At 64.8% G+C, this 18,877-nt stretch carries 23 protein-coding genes; 8 read left to right on the top strand and 15 right to left on the bottom strand.

Features of this window, described 5'->3' with window-relative positions:
- Positions 1–25: 25 nt before the first annotated feature.
- The 5 genes from M2342_RS12810 to leuD all read right to left on the bottom strand — a co-directional run bounded on the left by M2342_RS12810 (position 26) and on the right by leuD (position 2,865).
- Positions 26–919, bottom strand: a complete 894-nt coding sequence (locus M2342_RS12810; protein ID WP_264579378.1) for an MBL fold metallo-hydrolase — start codon at positions 917–919, stop codon at positions 26–28.
- Between the two features lie 307 nt (positions 920–1,226).
- Entirely contained in the window at positions 1,227–1,556 is a 330-nt protein-coding gene (grxD, locus tag M2342_RS12815) for a Grx4 family monothiol glutaredoxin (protein ID WP_181559131.1), read from the bottom strand.
- A gap of 46 nt (positions 1,557–1,602) precedes the next feature.
- A complete protein-coding gene (locus tag M2342_RS12820) occupies positions 1,603–1,836 on the bottom strand; it encodes a BolA/IbaG family iron-sulfur metabolism protein (protein WP_181559130.1) in 234 nt (77 codons plus the stop codon).
- A gap of 12 nt (positions 1,837–1,848) precedes the next feature.
- Complete coding sequence (locus tag M2342_RS12825; protein WP_264574774.1) at positions 1,849–2,175, bottom strand: DUF1476 domain-containing protein; 327 nt, start codon at positions 2,173–2,175, stop codon at positions 1,849–1,851.
- 96 nt (positions 2,176–2,271) lie between these two features.
- A complete protein-coding gene (gene leuD, locus M2342_RS12830; protein ID WP_264579379.1) occupies positions 2,272–2,865 on the bottom strand; it encodes a 3-isopropylmalate dehydratase small subunit in 594 nt (197 codons plus the stop codon).
- Positions 2,866–2,998: 133 nt separating this feature from the next.
- On the opposite strand from leuD, the gene M2342_RS12835 reads away from it, so the two are divergent.
- Positions 2,999–3,496 (top strand): GNAT family N-acetyltransferase, encoded by a 498-nt coding sequence (locus M2342_RS12835; RefSeq protein ID WP_264579380.1) that lies wholly within the window; start codon positions 2,999–3,001, stop codon positions 3,494–3,496.
- Between the two features lie 171 nt (positions 3,497–3,667).
- Here the strand turns inward: M2342_RS12835 and leuC are convergent, their stop codons facing one another.
- The 5 genes from leuC to thiS all read right to left on the bottom strand — a co-directional run bounded on the left by leuC (position 3,668) and on the right by thiS (position 8,230).
- Positions 3,668–5,110: a 3-isopropylmalate dehydratase large subunit gene (leuC, locus tag M2342_RS12840; RefSeq protein ID WP_264579381.1), complete on the bottom strand. Its 1,443-nt coding sequence runs from the start codon at positions 5,108–5,110 to the stop codon at positions 3,668–3,670.
- Positions 5,111–5,376: 266 nt separating this feature from the next.
- Positions 5,377–6,012, bottom strand: a complete 636-nt coding sequence (locus M2342_RS12845; RefSeq protein ID WP_264576204.1) for a CoA transferase subunit B — start codon at positions 6,010–6,012, stop codon at positions 5,377–5,379.
- Positions 6,012–6,719, bottom strand: a complete 708-nt coding sequence (locus M2342_RS12850; RefSeq protein ID WP_264569800.1) for a CoA transferase subunit A — start codon at positions 6,717–6,719, stop codon at positions 6,012–6,014. The genes M2342_RS12845 and M2342_RS12850 overlap by 1 nt, the downstream gene beginning before the upstream one ends.
- 206 nt (positions 6,720–6,925) lie before the next feature.
- On the bottom strand, positions 6,926–7,108 hold the full coding sequence (locus M2342_RS12855; RefSeq protein ID WP_264569799.1) for a CsbD family protein: 183 nt from the start codon (positions 7,106–7,108) through the stop codon (positions 6,926–6,928).
- 117 nt (positions 7,109–7,225) lie between these two features.
- The gene (gene thiS / locus M2342_RS12860; protein ID WP_264579382.1) at positions 7,226–8,230 is read right to left on the bottom strand and encodes a sulfur carrier protein ThiS; all 1,005 of its coding nucleotides are present in this window, start codon (positions 8,228–8,230) and stop codon (positions 7,226–7,228) included.
- Positions 8,231–8,321: 91 nt separating this feature from the next.
- Here thiS and aroQ point away from each other — a divergent pair, with 91 nt between their 5' ends.
- From aroQ to arsC, 5 genes are all read left to right on the top strand, one after another.
- Positions 8,322–8,765 carry a type II 3-dehydroquinate dehydratase gene (gene aroQ / locus M2342_RS12865; RefSeq protein WP_264579383.1) on the top strand — a complete coding sequence of 148 codons (444 nt, stop codon included), beginning with the start codon at positions 8,322–8,324 and terminating at the stop codon, positions 8,763–8,765.
- 98 nt (positions 8,766–8,863) lie between these two features.
- A complete protein-coding gene (gene accB / locus M2342_RS12870; protein ID WP_264569795.1) occupies positions 8,864–9,352 on the top strand; it encodes an acetyl-CoA carboxylase biotin carboxyl carrier protein in 489 nt (162 codons plus the stop codon).
- A 13-nt stretch (positions 9,353–9,365) separates the two neighbouring features.
- Entirely contained in the window at positions 9,366–10,718 is a 1,353-nt protein-coding gene (gene accC / locus M2342_RS12875; protein ID WP_181559119.1) for an acetyl-CoA carboxylase biotin carboxylase subunit, read from the top strand.
- Positions 10,715–11,245, top strand: a complete 531-nt coding sequence (locus tag M2342_RS12880; protein ID WP_264579384.1) for a GNAT family N-acetyltransferase — start codon at positions 10,715–10,717, stop codon at positions 11,243–11,245. Before accC ends, M2342_RS12880 begins: the two co-directional genes overlap by 4 nt.
- 28 nt (positions 11,246–11,273) lie before the next feature.
- Positions 11,274–11,612, top strand: coding sequence for an arsenate reductase (glutaredoxin) (gene arsC, locus M2342_RS12885; RefSeq protein WP_264579385.1), 339 nt, complete (start codon positions 11,274–11,276; stop codon positions 11,610–11,612).
- Positions 11,613–11,621: 9 nt separating this feature from the next.
- Here arsC and M2342_RS12890 read toward each other — a convergent pair whose 3' ends face one another.
- From M2342_RS12890 to M2342_RS12905, 4 genes are all read right to left on the bottom strand, one after another.
- A complete protein-coding gene (locus M2342_RS12890; protein ID WP_264579386.1) occupies positions 11,622–11,903 on the bottom strand; it encodes a DUF427 domain-containing protein in 282 nt (93 codons plus the stop codon).
- 71 nt (positions 11,904–11,974) lie between these two features.
- Entirely contained in the window at positions 11,975–12,250 is a 276-nt protein-coding gene (locus M2342_RS12895) for a hypothetical protein (protein ID WP_264579387.1), read from the bottom strand.
- Positions 12,251–12,324: 74 nt separating this feature from the next.
- Entirely contained in the window at positions 12,325–14,562 is a 2,238-nt protein-coding gene (locus M2342_RS12900; RefSeq protein ID WP_264579388.1) for a xanthine dehydrogenase family protein molybdopterin-binding subunit, read from the bottom strand.
- Complete coding sequence (locus M2342_RS12905; RefSeq protein ID WP_264569789.1) at positions 14,559–15,032, bottom strand: (2Fe-2S)-binding protein; 474 nt, start codon at positions 15,030–15,032, stop codon at positions 14,559–14,561. The genes M2342_RS12900 and M2342_RS12905 overlap by 4 nt, the downstream gene beginning before the upstream one ends.
- Before the next feature lie 145 nt (positions 15,033–15,177).
- Between M2342_RS12905 and M2342_RS12910 the strand changes: the two genes are divergently transcribed.
- Both M2342_RS12910 and M2342_RS12915 read left to right on the top strand, forming a co-directional pair.
- Positions 15,178–16,095, top strand: a complete 918-nt coding sequence (locus tag M2342_RS12910; protein ID WP_264579389.1) for an XdhC family protein — start codon at positions 15,178–15,180, stop codon at positions 16,093–16,095.
- A complete protein-coding gene (locus M2342_RS12915) occupies positions 16,095–16,703 on the top strand; it encodes an NTP transferase domain-containing protein (RefSeq protein ID WP_264579390.1) in 609 nt (202 codons plus the stop codon). Before M2342_RS12910 ends, M2342_RS12915 begins: the two co-directional genes overlap by 1 nt.
- A gap of 229 nt (positions 16,704–16,932) precedes the next feature.
- Here the strand turns inward: M2342_RS12915 and M2342_RS12920 are convergent, their stop codons facing one another.
- Positions 16,933–18,870 carry a potassium transporter Kup gene (locus tag M2342_RS12920; protein WP_264579391.1) on the bottom strand — a complete coding sequence of 646 codons (1,938 nt, stop codon included), beginning with the start codon at positions 18,868–18,870 and terminating at the stop codon, positions 16,933–16,935.
- Positions 18,871–18,877 lie beyond the last annotated feature (7 nt).

The raw sequence follows: 18,877 nt of genomic DNA on the forward strand, positions 1-18,877 counted from the left end.
CCTGTTCGCGCCTTCCGTCAAGCGCCTAAATCAGCACCCTCGCCCAGACCCCGTCAGCACTATCCTCTACCAGCCCCCGCCGTTGCAGATCGATGAGATGGGCCAGCACGGATCGTCCGGCGGCGCCATGCAGGCGCGGATTGAGGCCCACATACATGCTCGCGACGAAATCCGGGATGGTAACGGCGCCCTGCCGCTCCAAAATGCGCAGGATCTGTCCCTCCCGCATCCGCCGATGCCCCAGCATGCCGCGAGCGAAGCGCTGGGGCTGCGTCACCGGTTCGCCATGGGCTGGATAATAGATGATGTCCGAGCGGGCGACGAGACGCTCCAGCGAGGCGAGATAGTCGCTCATGTCGCCATCCGGCGGCGAGACGACGCTGGTGGACCAGCTCATCACATGATCGCCGGTGAACAGCGCCGCTTCTTCCTCGAGCGCGTAGCACAGATGATTGGAGGTGTGGCCGGGCGTCGCCAGCGCGGTAAGAGTCCAGCCCGTGCCCACGATTTGCTCGCCCTCCGCGAGCACCCGGTCGGGACTGTAATCGGGGTCGAATGCCGCATCGGCGCGCGGCCCGTCATCCTCCAGCGTCAGCGGCGCGCAGCCGATGATCGGCGCGCCGATGCGCTGTGCCAGTGGCCGCGCCGCCGGACTGTGATCGCGATGGGTGTGGGTGCAGGCGATAGCAATGACGGGGCGACCGGCAATCGCCGCTTCCAGCGCATCCAAATGGGCAGGATCAACCGGGCCAGGATCGATTACGGCAAGGTCGCTGTTACCCACCAGATAGGTCTGCGTCCCCTCAAAAGTGAAGGGCGAGGGATTGGGTGCCAGCACGCGCTGCACCAGTGGCGACAGGCGCATGACCCGGCCGGTGTCGGCGGCGAGACTGGGGGCAGCAGGCATCATCTCTTCCATGTGTCACGGCCGCCGCCGATTGCAAGGCGCAAGCGGAAATGCGGGCGAAACTGTCGGAGCGCTTTACAGGTCGCAACCTCTTGCCCCGCCCTTAACCAGCGTCGCCGCCCGCTCTCCTCACCCGGAGAAACTGGCACGGCGCTTGCTCTTCTTGTCGACACACCCGCTTTGGGGGACGGGCACCCGGTCTTCTTGCCTGTCCCCCAATCCCTTTGTCTCCCAATCCCTCCGAACTCCGGCGCCCGAACGCAAAACGGGCGCCGGGCTTTTTGCCCCGCGCCCGCTTGAAGAACCAAATGGAATCCGATCAGGCGGCGATGACGCCCTGCTCCGCGAGAAGCTGCTTGAGCTCGCCCGCCTCATACATTTCCATCATGATGTCCGACCCGCCGAGGAACTCGCCCTTCACATAGAGCTGGGGGATGGTCGGCCAGTCGGAAAAGCTCTTGATGCCCTGACGAATCTCCTGATCCTGCAGCACATCCACGCTCTCGAAGGGCGCGCCGAGCCGTTCCAGAATGGCAATGGCGCGGCTGGAGAACCCGCATTGTGGGAACAAGGGCGTGCCTTTCATGAAGAGCACGACATCATTCTTGCCGACGATATCGGCGATGCGGGCGTGGACGGGGTCGGTCATGTCTGGTCTCCGGGCAGCAGTGCGGCGCGATGCCTGCGCTGCGCTATCAGTTGGGAACGGCCGTGGTCAGTTGCAAGGCGTGAAGCTCTCCGCCCATGCGCCCGCCCAGTGCGGCATAGACGGCCCGCTGCTGGGCAATTCGGTTCATCCCCCGAAAACTCTCGGAGGTGACCCGCGCCGCATAATGATCGCCATCGCCGGCCAGATCGGTGATCTCTACCGTCGCATCCGGGAAAGCCGCGAGGATCATCGCCTCGATATCGCCAGCCGCCATGGGCATGTCAAAGGCCCCTCAATTCTCTTCCTGCATGAACTGGCGACGCGCCTCGGCGGCCTTGTCGCTCAGCGCCGTGCGCACGCGCTGCTCGTCCATGTCGACGCCGGCCGATACAAGATCGCCCATCACCTTGCGGATCACGTCCTCATCGCCGGCTTCCTCGAAGTCCGCCTGCACGACCGCCTTGGCATAGGCATCGGTCTCTTCCTTGGTCAGCCCCATCAGGCCGGCCGCCCACTCGCCCAGCAGGCGGTTGCGCCGGGCAGCGACCCGGAACGCGAGTTCCTGATCCATGGCGAACTTGGTCTCGAACGCCTTCTCGCGATCGTCGAATGAACTCATGAAAGAAGCACCTTCATCTGGAGGTAAGCGATACAAACTCTACTTAAGAAGCAGCCGCCCCAATGGCAACGCGCGGGCCGGGGCGAGCGAACGATTTCAGGCGGCCGCCGGCACCAGCCAGGGCCGCGTCTGCGCATCGCGCGCCTCGAACGCCCCGATGGTATCGCCCTGCGCCATCGTCAGGCCGATCTCGTCGAGCCCGCCCAGCAGGCAGCTTTTGCGGAACGGGTCGATCTCGAAAGTGAAGCGGTCCTGAAACGGCGTCGTCACCGACTGGTTCTCAAGGTCGATGCTGATCGGATCGGTCTTGGCGACCTCCAGCAACCGGTCGACCGCTTCCTGCGGCAACACGACGGTCAGGATGCCGTTCTTGAAGGCGTTGCCCGAGAAAATATCAGAGAAGCTGGGCGCGATGACGGCCCGCACGCCCATGTCGATCAGCGCCCAGGCGGCATGTTCGCGGCTCGACCCACAGCCGAAATTGTCGCCCGCCACGATGATCGGCGCACCGGCATAGCGCGGGTCGTCGAACACATTGCCCGGCTCCTTGCGCAGCGCCTCGAACGCGCCTTTGCCCAGGCCCGTGCGGCTGATGGTCTTGAGCCATTCGGCCGGAATGATGATGTCGGTATCGACATTCTTCAGGCCGAAGGGATAGGCGCGACCTTCAACGGTGGTGACGGGTTCCATGCTGGTCCTGCTGATGACGGGCTGTTTGACCGGTCAAGTGGCGGATGTGCGCGCTTGCGTCAAGATGCCGACCCGATATGCAGGCGGCCGACGGCGATGTGCGGAGGAGGCGATGTGCGGAGGAGATGAGGCAATGGCAACAAGCGGCACATGGCGCCCGATGCGCGCCAGTGACATGGCGGCAGTCAAGGCGATCTCCGATGCGGTCCATGGCCGCTATACAGAGGATGAAGCGATCTACGCCGAGCGCCTAAGCCTGCATCCGGCGGGCTGCTTCGTCTTCGAGGATGCCGGGCGCGTGCTCGGCTATCTTGTCGCCCACCCTTGGGAAGCGAACAGCGTGCCCGCCTTCAATGCCCCATTGGGCGCCATTCCCGAGAACCCCGGCAGCTATTATCTGCACGATCTCGCCCTGCTGCCCGACGCGCGCGGCAGTGGCGCCGGGCGCATTGCGCTGGGGCTGATCGTCGCACAGGCGCGCCGCGAGGGTCTTGGTGAAATCTGGCTGACGGCCGTCAACGGCGCAGAGAGCTATTGGGCCGCGCAAGGCTTCGAGGTGGTCGAAGCGCCGGATCCTGCCGGTTATGACGAGACCTGTCGCCGCATGAAGCTGCGTATTCCGATGGTGTGACAGCGCGGATTGAGAAGTCCGCGCCCGTCTAACGTCGTCCCCAGCTCAGCGTGCGGCTGGCTTTTCCGCCTTTGCGGGCACAGCGGCGGACTGGCCGAGGCCCATGGCCATGGCGGCGCTGCCGAGAGCACCGGCGACCAAAATCCAGAAAATGACTTTCATTGCGTCCCCTTACGCTTGCTCGGGCACCATTAGTTCGCGAACGTCCGCAAGTCGACCCCTGATCGCGGCGGCGGCGGCCATCACCGGCGAGACGAGATGGGTGCGCGCACCCGGCCCCTGCCGGCCCATGAAGTTGCGATTGCTGGTGGAGGCGCAACGCTCTCCGCTCGGCACGCGATCCGGGTTCATGCCCAGACACATGGAGCAGCCCGGCTCGCGCCACTCGAACCCGGCCTCGATGAAGATGCGATCCAGCCCCTCGGCCTCGGCCTGATGCTTGACCAGACCGGAGCCGGGCACGACCAGCGCCTGCTTGATGCCGTCAGCAACCTTGCGGCCCTTGAGCACAGACGCGGCCGCGCGCAGATCCTCGATGCGGCTGTTGGTGCAGCTGCCAATGAAGATATGCTCGACCGGCACGTCTTCCATGCGCTGGCCGGCGGTGAGGCCCATATAGGCGAGCGACTTGGCCGCAGCTTCCCGCTTGGACGTGTCCTCGAAGCTCTCCGGATCGGGCACGACGCCGGTGATCGGCACTACGTCCTCGGGACTGGTGCCCCAGGTGACGGTCGGCGCGATCTCGCTCGCCTCCAGCCGCACATGCTTGTCGAACACGGCGCCTTCGTCGGTCACGAGCGTACGCCAATAGGCGACGGCGCGATCCCAATCGGCACCCTGCGGCGCCATCGGGCGGCCCTTGATGTATTCGAACGTCTTCTCGTCCGGCGCAAACAGCCCCGAGCGCGCGCCACCCTCGATCGCCATGTTGGCGACGGTCAGCCGGCTCTCGATGCTCATGGCGCGGAAGGTTGAGCCACGGAATTCCATGACATGGCCGGTCCCACCGGCGGTGCCGATGCGGCCGATAACGGCGAGGATCACGTCCTTGGCGGTCACGCCATAGCCTAGCTCGCCCTCGACCTCGATGGCGAGCGTCTTGCTCGGCTTGAGCAGCAGCGTCTGCGTGGCGAGCACATGCTCGACCTCGCTGGTGCCGATGCCGAAGGCCAGCGCGCCCAGCGCGCCGTGCGCGGCCGTATGGCTATCCCCGCAGACCAGGGTCATGCCGGGCAGCGTGAAGCCCTGCTCGGGGCCGACGACATGGACGATGCCCTGATTGATGTCGGTCGCGCCGAAATAGCGGATGCCGAACTCGGGCGCGTTGCGCTCCAGCGCGGCGAGCTGCTGCGCGCTCTCCTTGTTGACGATGGGGATGCGATTGCCCTGCGCATCCACCCGCGCCGTGGTCGGCACGTTATGATCCGGCACAGCCAGCGTGAGATCGGGCCGGCGCACCTTGCGCCCGGCAAGGCGGAGCCCCTCGAACGCCTGCGGACTGGTCACTTCATGGACGAGGTGGCGGTCGATATAGATCAGGCACGTGCCATCGTCGCGCTTCTCGACGACGTGCGCGTCCCAGATCTTCTCATAAAGGGTGCGGGCCTGGGTCATAATGGGGCTGCCCTACATCTGTCGCGGTCGGGGGGGAAGCCCCAATATCGGGCGCTCGAAGTCCGTTTCAATGGCGCGCGCGGCGCTCTTCCCCTCGTCGCCCCGGCCTTGATCAGGGTCCCGCTGCCTTGGCGCGCGATCGCTGAATAAGAAGCGTCATCCCGGATCAAGTCCGGGATGACGGAGTATTGGTGGGGCAGCGAAGCGCTCCGGAACTGCCCCTCCTCCGAAGAGAAGAGGTAACCACTGCGCGCTAACCCGACGCCTTACGAGACGTAATGCGCGGTCGTCTTGGCCGCGACTTCCTCGGCGGTAACACCCGGCGCCAGTTCCACGAGGCGGAACGGCTGATCGTGCGAAACGCGCTGGAAGACGCACAGATCGGTGACGATCATGTCCACCACGTCGCGGCCGGTGAGCGGCAGGGTGCATTCCGGGATGAACTTGGGGCTGCCGTCCTTGGCGGTGTGCTCCATGACCACGATGATCTTCTTGACGCCGGCGACGAGGTCCATCGCGCCGCCCATGCCCTTGATCATCTTGCCGGGGATCATCCAGTTGGCGATGTCGCCTTTCTCGGACACTTCCATCGCACCCAGCACGGTGAGATCGATGTGGCCGCCGCGGATCATCGCGAAGCTGTCTGCGCTGGAGAAGTAGACGCTGCTCGGCAGTTCGCTGATCGTCTGCTTGCCGGCATTGATGAGATCGGGATCGACCTCGTCATCATAGGGGAACGGGCCGATGCCGAGCATGCCGTTCTCGCTCTGCAGCGTGACCTCCACGCCCGGCGGGATATGATTGGCGACCAAGGTCGGGATGCCGATGCCGAGATTCACATAGAAGCCGTCCTGCAGCTCCTTCGCGGCGCGCGCGGCCATTTCATCGCGTGACCAGCCCATTATGCGGCCTCCCTTTCGCGGACAGTGCGGAATTCGATCTTCTTGTCATAGGGCGCGCCGACGATCATGCGCTTCACATAGATGCCGGGCAGATGGATGCTGTCCGGATCGAGGCTGCCGACGGGCACCACTTCCTCGACTTCCGCGACACAGATCTTGCCGGCGGTGGCCATCGGCTGGTTGAAATTCCGCGCTGTCTTGCGGAAAATCAGATTGCCCGCTTCATCGGCCTTCCAGCCCTTGATGATGCACAGATCGGCATAGATGCCGCGCTCGAGCACATATTCCTGCCCATCGAAAATCTTGGTTTCCTTGCCCTCGGCAACTTGCGTGCCCACACCGGTCTTGGTGTAGAAGCCCGGAATGCCCGCACCGCCGGCCCGGCAGCGCTCGGCCAGCGTGCCCTGCGGACAAAACTCCACCTCCAACTCGCCTGCCAGATACTGCCGCTCGAACTCCTTGTTCTCGCCGACATAGGACGAAATCATCTTCTTCACCTGGCGGGTGCGCAGCAGCTTGCCCAGCCCTTCGCCGTCGATGCCGGCATTGTTGGAGGCGAAGGTGAGATCCTTCACGCCGGAGTCGCGGATCGCGTCGATCAGCCGTTCGGGGATTCCGCACAGGCCGAACCCGCCGGCGCAAATGAGCATTCCGTCGTGGAGCAGGCCATCGAGAGCGGCTGCGGCATCGGGATAGAGTTTCTTCACGCGTGTCTCCTTGGCACGGATGGAGCGAAAGCTGATCCGCCCATAAGAGCGCGGGACCGGACGGTCAAATGCCCGGATTGCACGAGGCGGTAGGGAAACGAACCGCACCGGGTGATCGGTGCCTGCTCGGACATAAACAATGAAGGCCGCACTCGCTTCTGCGAGTACGACCTTCATCAAAAACGCTTGAGCGTTACGGCTTGGGGTCAGACCCGGTCGCCGAGGGCCCCCTTCACGGAGCCCTTGAGGCCTTGGCCCTTGCCCTTGAGCTCCTGACCGAGACCTTCCGCCTGCTGATCGGGATCGTTGCGCTGCTTGCCGATCTCCTGCTTGGCCTTGCCGACCGCCTCGTTCGCGGCGCCCTTGGCCTTGTCGATCAATTCACCCATGATAGGTCTCCAATCGCTGAATTCTGCTACGGCCGGAAGATCCGACCGTCTGAAAATCAAACGAGTTGGGAGGCGGCTGGTTCCGACAAATGCGACCAGCGGTTGGCCTTGCCCGGCTCAGATCAAGCCGGCAAGCGGGCTTGAGGGGTCGGCATACATGCGTCGCCCCATGCGCCCGGCGAGGTAGGCCATGCGCCCAGCTTCGACCGACGCCTTCATCGCGGCCGCCATCAGTACCGGCTTCTTGGCTTCTGCAATGGCGGTGTTCATCAGCACACCTGTGCAGCCCAGCTCCATCGCCACCGCTGCATCGGAAGCCGTGCCGACACCGGCATCGACCAGCACGGGGAGCTTCGTTCCTTCGACGATCAGGCGGATGGTCACCCGATTCTGGAGCCCCAGACCAGAGCCGATGGGGGCGCCGAGGGGCATGATCGCCACCGCGCCCGCACTCTCCAGCTGCTGCGCGGCGATGGGATCGTCGGTGCAGTAGACCATCGGCTTGAAGCCCTCCTTGGCGAGGATCTCAGTCGCGCGGAGGGTCTCGATCATGTTCGGGTAAAGCGTGCGGGCTTCGCCCAGCACTTCCAGCTTCACCAGATCCCAGCCGCCCGCCTCGCGCGCCAACCGCAACGTGCGGATCGCGTCTTCAGCCGTGAAGCAGCCGGCGGTGTTTGGCAGATAGGTGATCTTCTTGGGGTCGATAAAGTCGGTGAGCATCGGCGCCTTGGGGTCGGACACATTCACTCGCCGCACGGCCACGGTGACGATCTCCGCGCCCGACGCCTCAACCGCGGCGGCATTCTCGGCAAAATCGCGATATTTGCCTGTCCCAACGATCAGCCGGGAACGGAAGGTGCGCCCGGCCACGCTCCAGCTGTCATCGGCCAGCACCGGCGATCCATCGCCACCGCCGACGAAATGCACGATCTCCAGCTCATCGCCATCCTCGACGATCACATCGGCCAGCTTCGCACGCGGCACGACCTCCAGATTACGCTCGACCGCCACCTTCTCGGGCGCCAGCCCAAGCTCATTGGCCAGATGCGCGATGCTGTGCCCGGCACGCACACGGCGATGCTCGCCATTGACCCGGATGCCGATCGTTCCGTCCGCGCTCATGCCGTGTGTTCACCTTTCGCTTTGAGAGCCGTTCGCCACGCCATATAGGGTGGAGCCCAAGGCTCGCAACCAACAAGGACCGGATGGCCCCATGACTGCCGCGCGAAAAATCTATGTCGTCAATGGCCCCAATCTCAACCTGCTCGGCACGCGCGAGCCGGAAATCTACGGCTATGATACGCTCGACGATATTGCCGACCGCATGGAAGACGAGGCCCGGCGGGCCAGCGTGGAGCTGGATTTCCGCCAGTCCAATCATGAGGGCCATCTGATCGACTGGCTGCATCAGGCCAATGCGGAAGCAGCGATGGCCGTCATCCTGAACGCCGGCGGCCTCACGCACACTTCCGTGGCGCTGCACGATGCGATCAAATCCATCACCGTGCCGGTGATCGAGGTTCACCTCTCCAACCCCGCCGCGCGGGAGAGCTTCCGCCATCATAGCTATGTCGGCATGGCCGCGCGCGGATCGATCGCGGGCTTCGGCGCGCTCTCCTATATGCTGGCGCTGGAAGCGGCGCTTGAGATGGATTGAACCAGACAGGGCGTGCAAACGGTTGCCTTATTGGGCGAAGGGCAATAGGCCCCAGCCCCACTCCAGAACAGAATAAAGCTTTCTCAAAGGGAAGACCAATGGCCGACAAGACCAACGAAGGCTCGATGCAGGTGGACGTTAAGCTGGTGCGCGAACTGGCGAAAATGCTGGACGCGACGAACCTCACCGAGATCGAGGTGGAAGACGGCGACCGCAAGATCCGCGTCGCCCGCACCCCCGCCGCCCAGAGCGCGACCTATGCGCCGATGGCCGCTGCGCCCGCACCGGCAGCCCCGGTGGCTGCTGCTGCGCCCGTGGAAAGCGCTGCACCGGCCCCCGCGGCCGGTCCCGCCGCCGGCACGATCAAATCGCCGATGGTCGGCACCTGCTACCTGACGCCTGAGCCGGACGCCCCCGGCTTCGTCAAGGTCGGTGACGCGGTGAAGGCGGGCCAGACCCTGCTGATCGTCGAGGCCATGAAGGTCATGAACCCGATCACTGCGCCCTCTGCCGGCACGGTCCAGGCTGTGCTGGTCGAAAACGGCCAGCCGGTCGAATATGACCAGCCGCTGATCGTGGTCGCCTGAGGACACGCCAGCCATGAGCATCGAGAAGCTGCTGATCGCCAATCGCGGCGAGATCGCCCTGCGCATCCACCGAGCCTGCCATGAGATGGGCATCAAGACGGTGGCCGTGCATTCGACCGCGGACGCGGACGCCATGCATGTGCGCTTGGCCGACGAAGCCATCTGCATCGGCCCCCCCGCTGCGAAAGACAGTTATCTCAACATTCCCGCGATCATTTCCGCCGCCGAAATCTCGGGCGCGGATGCGATCCATCCGGGCTATGGCTTCCTGTCCGAAAATGAGCGTTTCGCGGAAATCGTGGAAGCGCATGACATCATCTTCGTCGGCCCCAAGCCCGAGCATATCCGCGTGATGGGCGACAAGGTGGAAGCCAAGCGCACCGCCGGCGCGCTCGGCCTGCCGCTTGTGCCGGGCACCGACGGCGCGATCGAGGACATTGCAGACGCCAAGCAGCGCGCGAGAGAGATCGGCTATCCGGTGCTCGTGAAAGCGGCCTCCGGCGGCGGCGGGCGCGGCATGAAGGTTGTCCCCACCGAAGACGAGTTCGAGAGCCTGATGTCCCAGGCCAAGAGCGAGGCCAAGGCGGCGTTCGGCGACGACACCGTCTACATGGAAAAATATCTCGGCAATCCGCGCCATATCGAGTTCCAGATTTTCGGCGACGGCAAGGGCAATGCCATCCATCTGGGCGAGCGCGACTGCTCGCTGCAGCGCCGCCACCAGAAGGTGCTGGAGGAAGCGCCCTCCCCGGTCATCTCATCGGCTGAGCGCAACCGCATGGGCACGCTCGTGGCCAAGGCGATGGCCGACATGGGCTATCGCGGCGCGGGGACCATCGAGTTCCTGTACGAGAATGGCGAATTCTACTTCATCGAGATGAACACCCGCATTCAGGTGGAACATCCGGTGACGGAGATGATCACCGGCTTCGATCTGGTGCGCGAGCAGATTCGCATTGCCGAGGGCAAGCCGCTCTCGGTGACGCAGGACGAGCTGGAATTCCACGGCCACGCCATTGAGTGCCGCATCAATGCGGAAGACCCGGTGACGTTCATGCCCTCCCCCGGCAAGGTGCAGATGCTCCACGTCCCCGGCGGCATGCATGTGCGCGTCGAAAGCGCGCTCTATCAGGGCTATAGCGTGCCGCCTTATTATGACAGCATGATCGGCAAGCTGATCGTCTATGGCCGCACCCGCGAGGGCTGCTTGATGCGCCTCAAGCGCGCGCTTGAGGAGTATGTCATCGAGGGCATGAAGACGACCATCCCCCTGCACCAGAAGCTCATCGCCGACCCGGACGTGCAGAATGGCGATTACAGCATCAAGTGGCTGGAAGAATGGCTGGAGCGGCAGAAGGTCGATTGAGCGGGCAACCGCCACTGCGCATCCGTCCGGTCGCCCCGGCGGATGCGGAGGCCATAACGGCGATCTACGCCCATCATGTGCAGCATGGCACAGCGACCTTCGATACACAGGCGCCCACGGCCGAGCAATGGCGCGAGAAGATCGCGTATCTGGCGACACGGGGCTGGCCCTTCATCGTCGCGGAAGATGAGGACGGCGCGGTGATCGGCTATGCCTACGCCGCGCAATTCCGCGACCGCCCCGCCTACGCTCATGCCTGCGAGGACAGCGTCTATCTCCATCCTGAGAAGACCGGCCAGGGCCTCGGCAAAGCGCTGCTGGCGGCGCTGATCCCGGCCGCCGGCGCGGCAGGGTTTACCCAGATGCTCGGCGTGATCGCCGGCGGCGAGGACGCCTCGGTCGCGCTCCATGCCGGCCAGGACTTTCGCCACGCAGGACGCATGGAGAAGGTCGGCTATAAATTCGGGCGCTGGCTAGACACCATCTACATGCAGCGGGCCTTGCCCGGCGGCGACCAGACGGCCTGACGGACGGGCAAACGAAAAGGATCAGGCGATGAAGGCGACCATCTACCACAACCCCCGCTGCTCGAAATCCCGCGAGGCACTGGCGATCCTGCAGGAAACGCGGGGCGTCGAGGTGGAGATCGTCGAATATCTCAAGGCCCCGCCGAGCCGCGACACGCTCGCCGCCCTCTATCAGCGCGCGGACCTCACCCCGCGCGAGGGCCTGCGCAAGGCCGAGGACGGCGCCAAGGCCCTCAAGGACGCGGACGACGCCGCCATCCTCGACGCCATGGCTGCCGACCCCATCCTGATCGAACGCCCGCTGGTGGCGACCGAAAAAGGCGTGCGGCTGGGCCGTCCGCCGGAAGCGGTGCGGGATATCCTGTAAGGCGACCGCTCAGCCGACCTCAACGCCTTTCCAGAAGGCGATACGGTCGCGGATCGATTCCGCCTCGGGCTTGGGATCGGGATAATACCAGGCGGCATCCGGATTGTCCGCGCCGGCCACGTGCAAGCTATGATAATGCGCTGTGCCCTTCCACGAGCAGACCGTCGTCGTGTCGCTCGGGCGGAGAACGGCGGGATCGACGGCATCGGCGGGGAAATAGTGATTGCCTTCCACGACGACCGTGTCGTCGCTGCGGGCAATGACGGCGCCTTTCCAGCGGGCTTCGACCATGCGGTGTCTCCTTAAGTGTGATCGGGTGGCGCAACCAAGCAGTTAAGCTCGCGACTTGTTAGAACAGGCAATCAGTTAGCAGGGGCGCAACGATACTCCCGGGCATAATTGACACTTTTCAATCCAGAGACCGCCTTTTTGCATTCGCCACTGTCATCAACGTAGCCAAAGATTAAGCCGGTGCGTTCCCATTCACCGTCCATGTTCTTCATCTCGATCCAGTAGTCCGTATCCGTTCCTACGCGATTATTCTGCACCTGCCGTATCAGGCCGTCCTTTCCGGAAATTCTATCGCCGCTTCCACAAGCAGCGATTGAGAAACACAAGAAAAGCAGTGCAAATTTCATACAGGGCATGTCCGTAGTTGGACCCCTTTTCATGAACGAGCTAGGGGGAAGAAACCTCCTCCCCCGGCCTCTCCTCAGACCGCCAGATCCGCAGGGACCACGGGAAGCGAGCGGATGCGCTTGCCAGTGGCGGCGAAGATGGCGTTGATGATCGCCGGGATCACCGGCGGCAGAGCCGGTTCACCGAGGCCGGTCGTATCATTGTCCGAGATCACCCATTCGACCACCACGTCCGCCGGTGCATCGACGATGCGGGGCAACGGGTAATCGTGGAAGTTGGTGCGGTTGGCCGCGCCATCCTTGATCTCGATCTTCTGGCCGGACAGCGCCTGGCCCAGCCCGTCGATCACCGCGCCCTGCGCCTGATGGAGCGCGTTGATGGGGTTGATGATCTGCCGGCCGACATCGCCAGCGACCCAGACCTTGTCGACGCTGACCTTGCCGGTCTTGGCGACGGTCACGTCCACCACTTCGGCGAAATAGCCGCGATGGCTGTAATAGAAGCCGAAGCCCCGGCCCTTGCGCACGCCGTCCCCAGCATCCCCGCCGGTGCGGCCCTTCCAGCCCGCCATCTGACAGACCTTGTCGATGACCGCGCGGGCACGGCCCGTGTTGAACTCGGGTACGCTGCCATCCATGCCGGGGCGGTTGCCATGCTTCATCAGCCGCGCCTCGCCCAGCGTGCGGCGCATCAACTCGGGCAGGTCGAGACCGCCGGCCAGCGCCACCTCGTCGAGGAAGCTCTGGAACGCAAAGGCCAGCGCATTGGAGCTCGGCGCGCGCAGATAGCCCGTCGGCACGTTGCTCTCGACATAGGAGACCGAGAGATCGACATCCGCTAGCAGAGGCGCCGGAAATTCCGTCGCGGTCATGGCGGCGCCGGTGTCCGGCTTGCCCTCCTTGCCATAGGTGATGAAATGGTCGGTGAAGGCCACGAGCTTGCCCGAGCCATCGATGCCGGCCTTGAAATCATGCCAGCCGCCGGGCCGGAAGAAATCGTGACGCAGATCGTCGGTGCGGGTCCAGATCATCTTGATCGGCCGACCGGGCAGCGCCTTGGCGATCTGCGCGACCTGCGCCATGTAATCGTTCATCAGCCGCCGGCCGAAGCCGCCACCGATGCGCGTCATGTGAATGGTGATCGCCTCCGGCGCGATGCCGAGCGCCTCGGACACCACCTTGCGCCCATCCGCCGGGAGCTGGGTGGGTGCCCAGAACTCGATCTTGCCGTCCTTGAACAGCGCGGTGCAGTTCTGCGGCTCAAGCGTTGCGTGGGCGATGTAGGGATATTCATAGCGCGCCGTAACGGTCTTTGCCGCGCTCGCCATGGCCTTGGCGGCATCGCCGGCCTTGTGGATCGAGCCTTCCGGCGCAGCAGCCATCTTGGCTTCGGCCGAAGCCTTGAAAGCCGCGCTGGAGAAGCGCTTCTGCGCCTCCATGTTCCACACCGGCTTCAGGGCCGAGCGCGCCTGATTGGCGCCCCACCAGCTTTCCGCGACGATAGCCACCGCATCATGCGGCCCCTTGGGATTGTAGCCGCTGTTGAGCGGCACCACGGCGATGATGCCGGGAAGCGCCTTCACCGCCGCCTCATCGAAGCTGGTGAGCGTGCCGCCATAAGCCGGGCACGCCTCGATCGCGGCATGGAGCAGGCCGGGCTTCTTCACGTCGATGCCGAACAAAGGCTTGCCCGCGACGATGGCCGGCGTATCGACGCCAATCTTGGACTTGCCGATGATCTTGAAGCTCGCCGGGTCCTTGAGCGGCACGGTCTTGAGGTCCGGCGCCGCGATTTTCGCTGCTTCCGCCGCCAGCTCGGCATAGGTCACGCTGTGTTTGGCCGTCGGCGAACCGGACGTCTGCGAGACGCGGCCGCCGCCGGTGGAGAGCGTCGCCTCCGGCACGCCCCAGCGCGCTGCCGCCGCCTTGATGAACATCTGACGCGCCGCTGCGCCGATCTGGCGCATGGGCATATAGTTCATCGGCGTGGTGAAGCTGCCGCCAGCGACCTGCATGCCGTAGGTCTTCTCGTCGGCAATGGTCGTCTCGGCTGTAACCTGCGCCCAATCGACATCCAGTTCCTCGGCGATGAGCATCGGCAGCATCGTCTTGACGCCCTGGCCGATCTCAGGGTTCTTGGAGCCGATGACGAAGCGGTTGTCCGGCAGTACGCGGATATAGGCGTTGATGATGACCGCCTTCTCGCCCGGCGCCTGCGCGAAGGCGAAGCGCGCATCGAAGGCCAGCACCGCGCCGCCGACCAGCGTCGCCTTGAGCAGCCCGCGGCGGTTCATGTTGAGGGGCGCGTTCATGCGGCGGCTCCCTCTTCGATGCCGGCGGCCTGCTTGATGGCCTTCCGAATGCGCAAATAGGTCGCGCAGCGGCAGATATTGCCGCTCATCGCTGCATCGATCTGCTGATCGGTGGGCTTGGGCGTCTTGGCGAGCAACGCCGTCGCGGAGACGATCTGCCCCGCCTGGCAGTAACCGCATTGCGGCACGTCGAGCTGGGTCCACGCCTCGCTCACGGCCTTGCCGACCGGCGTCGTCGCGACATGCTCGATGGTCGTGATCTGCTTGCCTGCCGCCGTGCCGACCGGCGTGGTGCAGGAGCGCACGGCCTGCCCGTCGATCATCACCGTGCAAGCGCCGCACAGCGCCATGCCGCAGCCGAACTTGGTGCCGACCATATCCAGATCTTCACGAAGCACCCAGAGCAGCGGCTTCTTGGGGTCGGATTCGACCTGCCTTTTTTGCCCGTTGACCATCAGTTCGGTGGCCATGCCGCTTCTCCCTCCGCAATGTCTCGATGAACAGCGACATTGCCGTTGCTCTCGCCCGGTTGTCAATGTCCGTAGGCTTGCAATAATGAGGCTGGCGAGAGATGGCAGCGGCTCCCCTGCCCCCACCCCGATACAGGACGAGCGCTTGAACGATATCGATGCCATCATCGCCGCCGCGCGCGACTGGGCCGGCCAGCCCATGGCGCTTGCCACCGTCGTGGAAGCCTCGGGCTCCGCGCCAAGGCCGCGCGGCGGGCATATGCTCATCGCGGCGGATGGACGCTTTGCCGGATCGATCTCGGGCGGCTGCGTGGAATATGACGTGTTCGCCATGGCCGAGCGCGCGCTTACGAAGGGCGAGACCGGCCTGCGCTATTTCGGCAGCACCGACCCCAGCATATGGGAGCCCGGCCTGCCCTGCGGCGGGCAGATCGGCGTACTGGTCCAGCCGGTGAGCGAGGTGGGCTTTGCGCCGGCGCTGTTCGAGGCGATCGCGCAGGCGCGCGCGGCGGGCAAGGCGGTTGCGATCTCCACTGACCTTGCGACTGGCAAGGCCCGGCTGGGGACGCAGGCGGGGCAGTTCGTCAATCTCTATGAGCCGGCGCGCAAGCTGCTGATCGTCGGCGCGGTGCAGATCGGCCAGGCGCTGGCCGCCATCGCGCAGACGCTCGGAATGGCGGTGACGGTCAACGACCCACGCGAACGCTTCCTGAGCGCCGAGCGCTTCCCCGGCGTGACGCTGAGCGACGCCTGGCCGGACGATGCCGTCGCCAGCTTCGCGCCGAATGCCGCCTGCGCGGTGGTCACGCTCAGCCACGACATCAAGATCGATGACCCGGCCCTGATCGCGGCGCTGGCGCAGTCGACCGGCTATATCGGCGCGCTCGGATCGCGTGCCAATCATGCGCGGCGGCTGGAGCGGCTCGCGGCGGCGGGGGTGGGCGCGGACGAGCTGCGCCGGGTGGACGGGCCGGCCGGCCTGCCGATCGGCGGCCTTGGTCCGCAGGAGATTGCCCTCTCCATCGCCGCCGGCATGGTCGCGGCCTTTCGCGGGGCCCGCTGATGGCGCTGCCCGGCCTCGCCGTGGCGCTGCTGGCGGCGGGGCGCTCGATCCGCTTCGGCACGGCGGACAAGCTGGTGGCGGACCTCGGCGGACGCGCATTGATCGGCTGGGCGGCTGAGACCGGGCTGACGGTAGAGGCGACCCATCATCTGCTGGTGGCGCCGGCGGGCGTGGACTGGGGAAGCCACGCACCGGGATATCGGCTGATCTTCAATTCCCGGCCAGATGCGGGAATGGCGCATTCCTTGGGTCTGGCGGCGAGGGCGGCGCAGGACGCCGGAGCCTCGGCGTTGCTGGTGCTGCTCGCGGATATGCCGTTCGTTACGGCCGAGCACCTGGACGCGGTGCTCGGGGGGGCTGCGGCGGATGAAGCGTCCGCTGTCTTCTCCTGTTCGCCCGACGGGGTTGCACAACCGCCGGCGCTGTTTCCGGCGCGCGCTTTCGGTGATCTCCAAGCCCTCAAAGGGGATCAGGGTGCGCGAAGCCTCGCCACAGGGTCTGCGCTGGTGAACGCCGACGCGCGGCTGCTGCTGGATATCGACACGCCGGAAGATCTCGCGCGGGCGCGGGCGATGGTTGCGAAGACGGAGAGCAAAGCTCCGGACTGAGCGCACTCTCACAATCTCGCAGCATCACCCTTCCCCGTGCTCCTGCGAAGGCAGGAGCCCAGGGCGTTCGAGAACCACGGCGACGTATAAAGAAAGTTCGCGCACATGCCGAGCGTATCGGTTCAAGTCGGCTGATTGATCGAAGCGCTTTACCGCCCTGGGCTCCTGCCTTCGCAGGAGCACGAGAAAAGGTTTCGAGTGCGGAGCGATGCCCCTCTCGACGCCACCCCTAAATCTCCAGCTGGCTACCCAGTTCGATCACGCGATTGGTCGGCAGGCGGAAGAACTCCATCGGGCTTTCCGCGTTGCGCAGCATCCACGCGAAGAGCTTTTCGCGCCAGATCGGCATGCCGGGTCGGGCGGCCGGCAGCAGGGTCTGGCGCGTGAGGAAGAAGCTCGTCTCGATCATGCGGAAAGGCTGGCCGCAACCTTCCACCATCGCCAGCGCGGCTGGCACATCGGCCTCTTCCATGAAGCCATAATGGATCAGCACCCGATAGAAGCCGCGCCCGAGATCCTCGACCTGATAGCGATAGGAGGCATCGACGGTCGGCACGTCGAGCACCTTCACCGTCAGCAGCACCACCCGCTCGTGCAGCACCTTGTTATGCTTGAGATTATGCAGCAGCGCGTGCGGCACGCCGTCCGAGGTGGAGGTCATGAACACCGCCGTGCCCTGCACCCGCACGGCGCTGTTGGCGGCCGAGGCGACGAAGACCGGGATCGGCATGGCCGCTTCGCTCAGCCGATCGACCATCAGCCCACGGCCCTTGGCCCAGGTGGTGAGCATGGTGAAGATCACCAGACCGACCAGCAGCGGGAACCAGCCGCCGTCCGGCACCTTGGTCAGGTTGGCCCCGAAGTAGGCGATGTCCACGATGAAGAAGATCGCCAGCGCGCCATAGGCCAGCAGGCGGTTCCACTTCCACAGCGAGAGCAGCAGCACCGCGAGCAGGCAGGTGTCGATGAACATCGCCCCCGTCACCGCGATGCCATAGGCCGCGGCGAGATTGCTGGAGGAGCGGAACGAGAGCACCAGCAGGATGACCATCACCATCAGGCCCCAGTTGATTACTGGGATATAGATCTGGCCCTGCGCGCTGGCGCTGGTGTGCTTGATCTTGAGGCGCGGAATGAAGCCGAGCTGGATCGCCTGCTGGGTGAGCGAAAAGGCGCCGGTGATCACGGCCTGGCTGGCAATGATCGTCGCAACGATGGCGAGGATGACGAGCGGCAGGCGGAAGTTTTCCGGCGCCAGCAGGAAGAAGGGGTTGCGGATCGCGTGATCCACCTGATCCGCCGGCAGCGAAAGGATGAACGCCCCCTGCCCCAGATAATTGAGCATGAGGCCGGGCAGCACGAAGAACAGCCAGGAAACCCGGATCGGGTTGCGCCCGAAATGCCCCATATCCGCGTACAGCGCTTCCGCGCCGGTGACGGCGAGCACGACGGAGCCGAGCGCAAGGAAGGCCAGCAACTTGTCGGTCAGGAAGAACTGGAAGGCATACCAGGGATTGAGCGCCAGCAGGATCGCCGGATCGGTCGCGATATGCATGATGCCGAGGCCCGCAAGCGTCGCAAAATAGACCAGCATGATCGGCCCGAAAAGCTGGCCGACCCGCGCCGTTCCGCGCGACTGGATAGCGAACAGGCCGATAAGGATCGCCACGGAGATCGGCAAAACCAGTGGCGCGAAATGCGCGTTGACGGTGATGAGACCTTCCGACGCGGACAGCACGGACATGGCCGGGGTGATCATCGAATCGCCGTAGAAGAGCGCGGTGGCGAAGACCCCGAGGATGACGATCGGCCCGGTCCAGCGCTTGCGCCCGCTGCGGCGGTTCACCAGCGCGAGCAGCGCCAGGCTGCCGCCTTGCCCCTTGTTGTCGGCCCGCATGATGATCGAGACATATTTGATCGTCACGACGATCATCATCGACCAGAAGATCAGGCTGAGCACGCCGTAGATATGCAGCGCATCAGGCGCGAGCGGGTGATGCCCCGCGAACGTCTCGCGGAAGGCGTAGATCGGGCTGGTGCCGATATCGCCGAAGACAATACCCATCGCCGCCAGCGCCATCTTGCGCAGGCTATCCGGGCCATGCCCATGACCAGCGGCCGCAGGATTCCCCGCCGCAAAGTCTCGTGGCTGTTCGGTGGGGCTCACTTGCCCG

The organism is Sphingobium sp. B8D3A (assembly GCF_025961995.1).
In the GTDB taxonomy this organism is placed as follows: domain Bacteria; phylum Pseudomonadota; class Alphaproteobacteria; order Sphingomonadales; family Sphingomonadaceae; genus Sphingobium.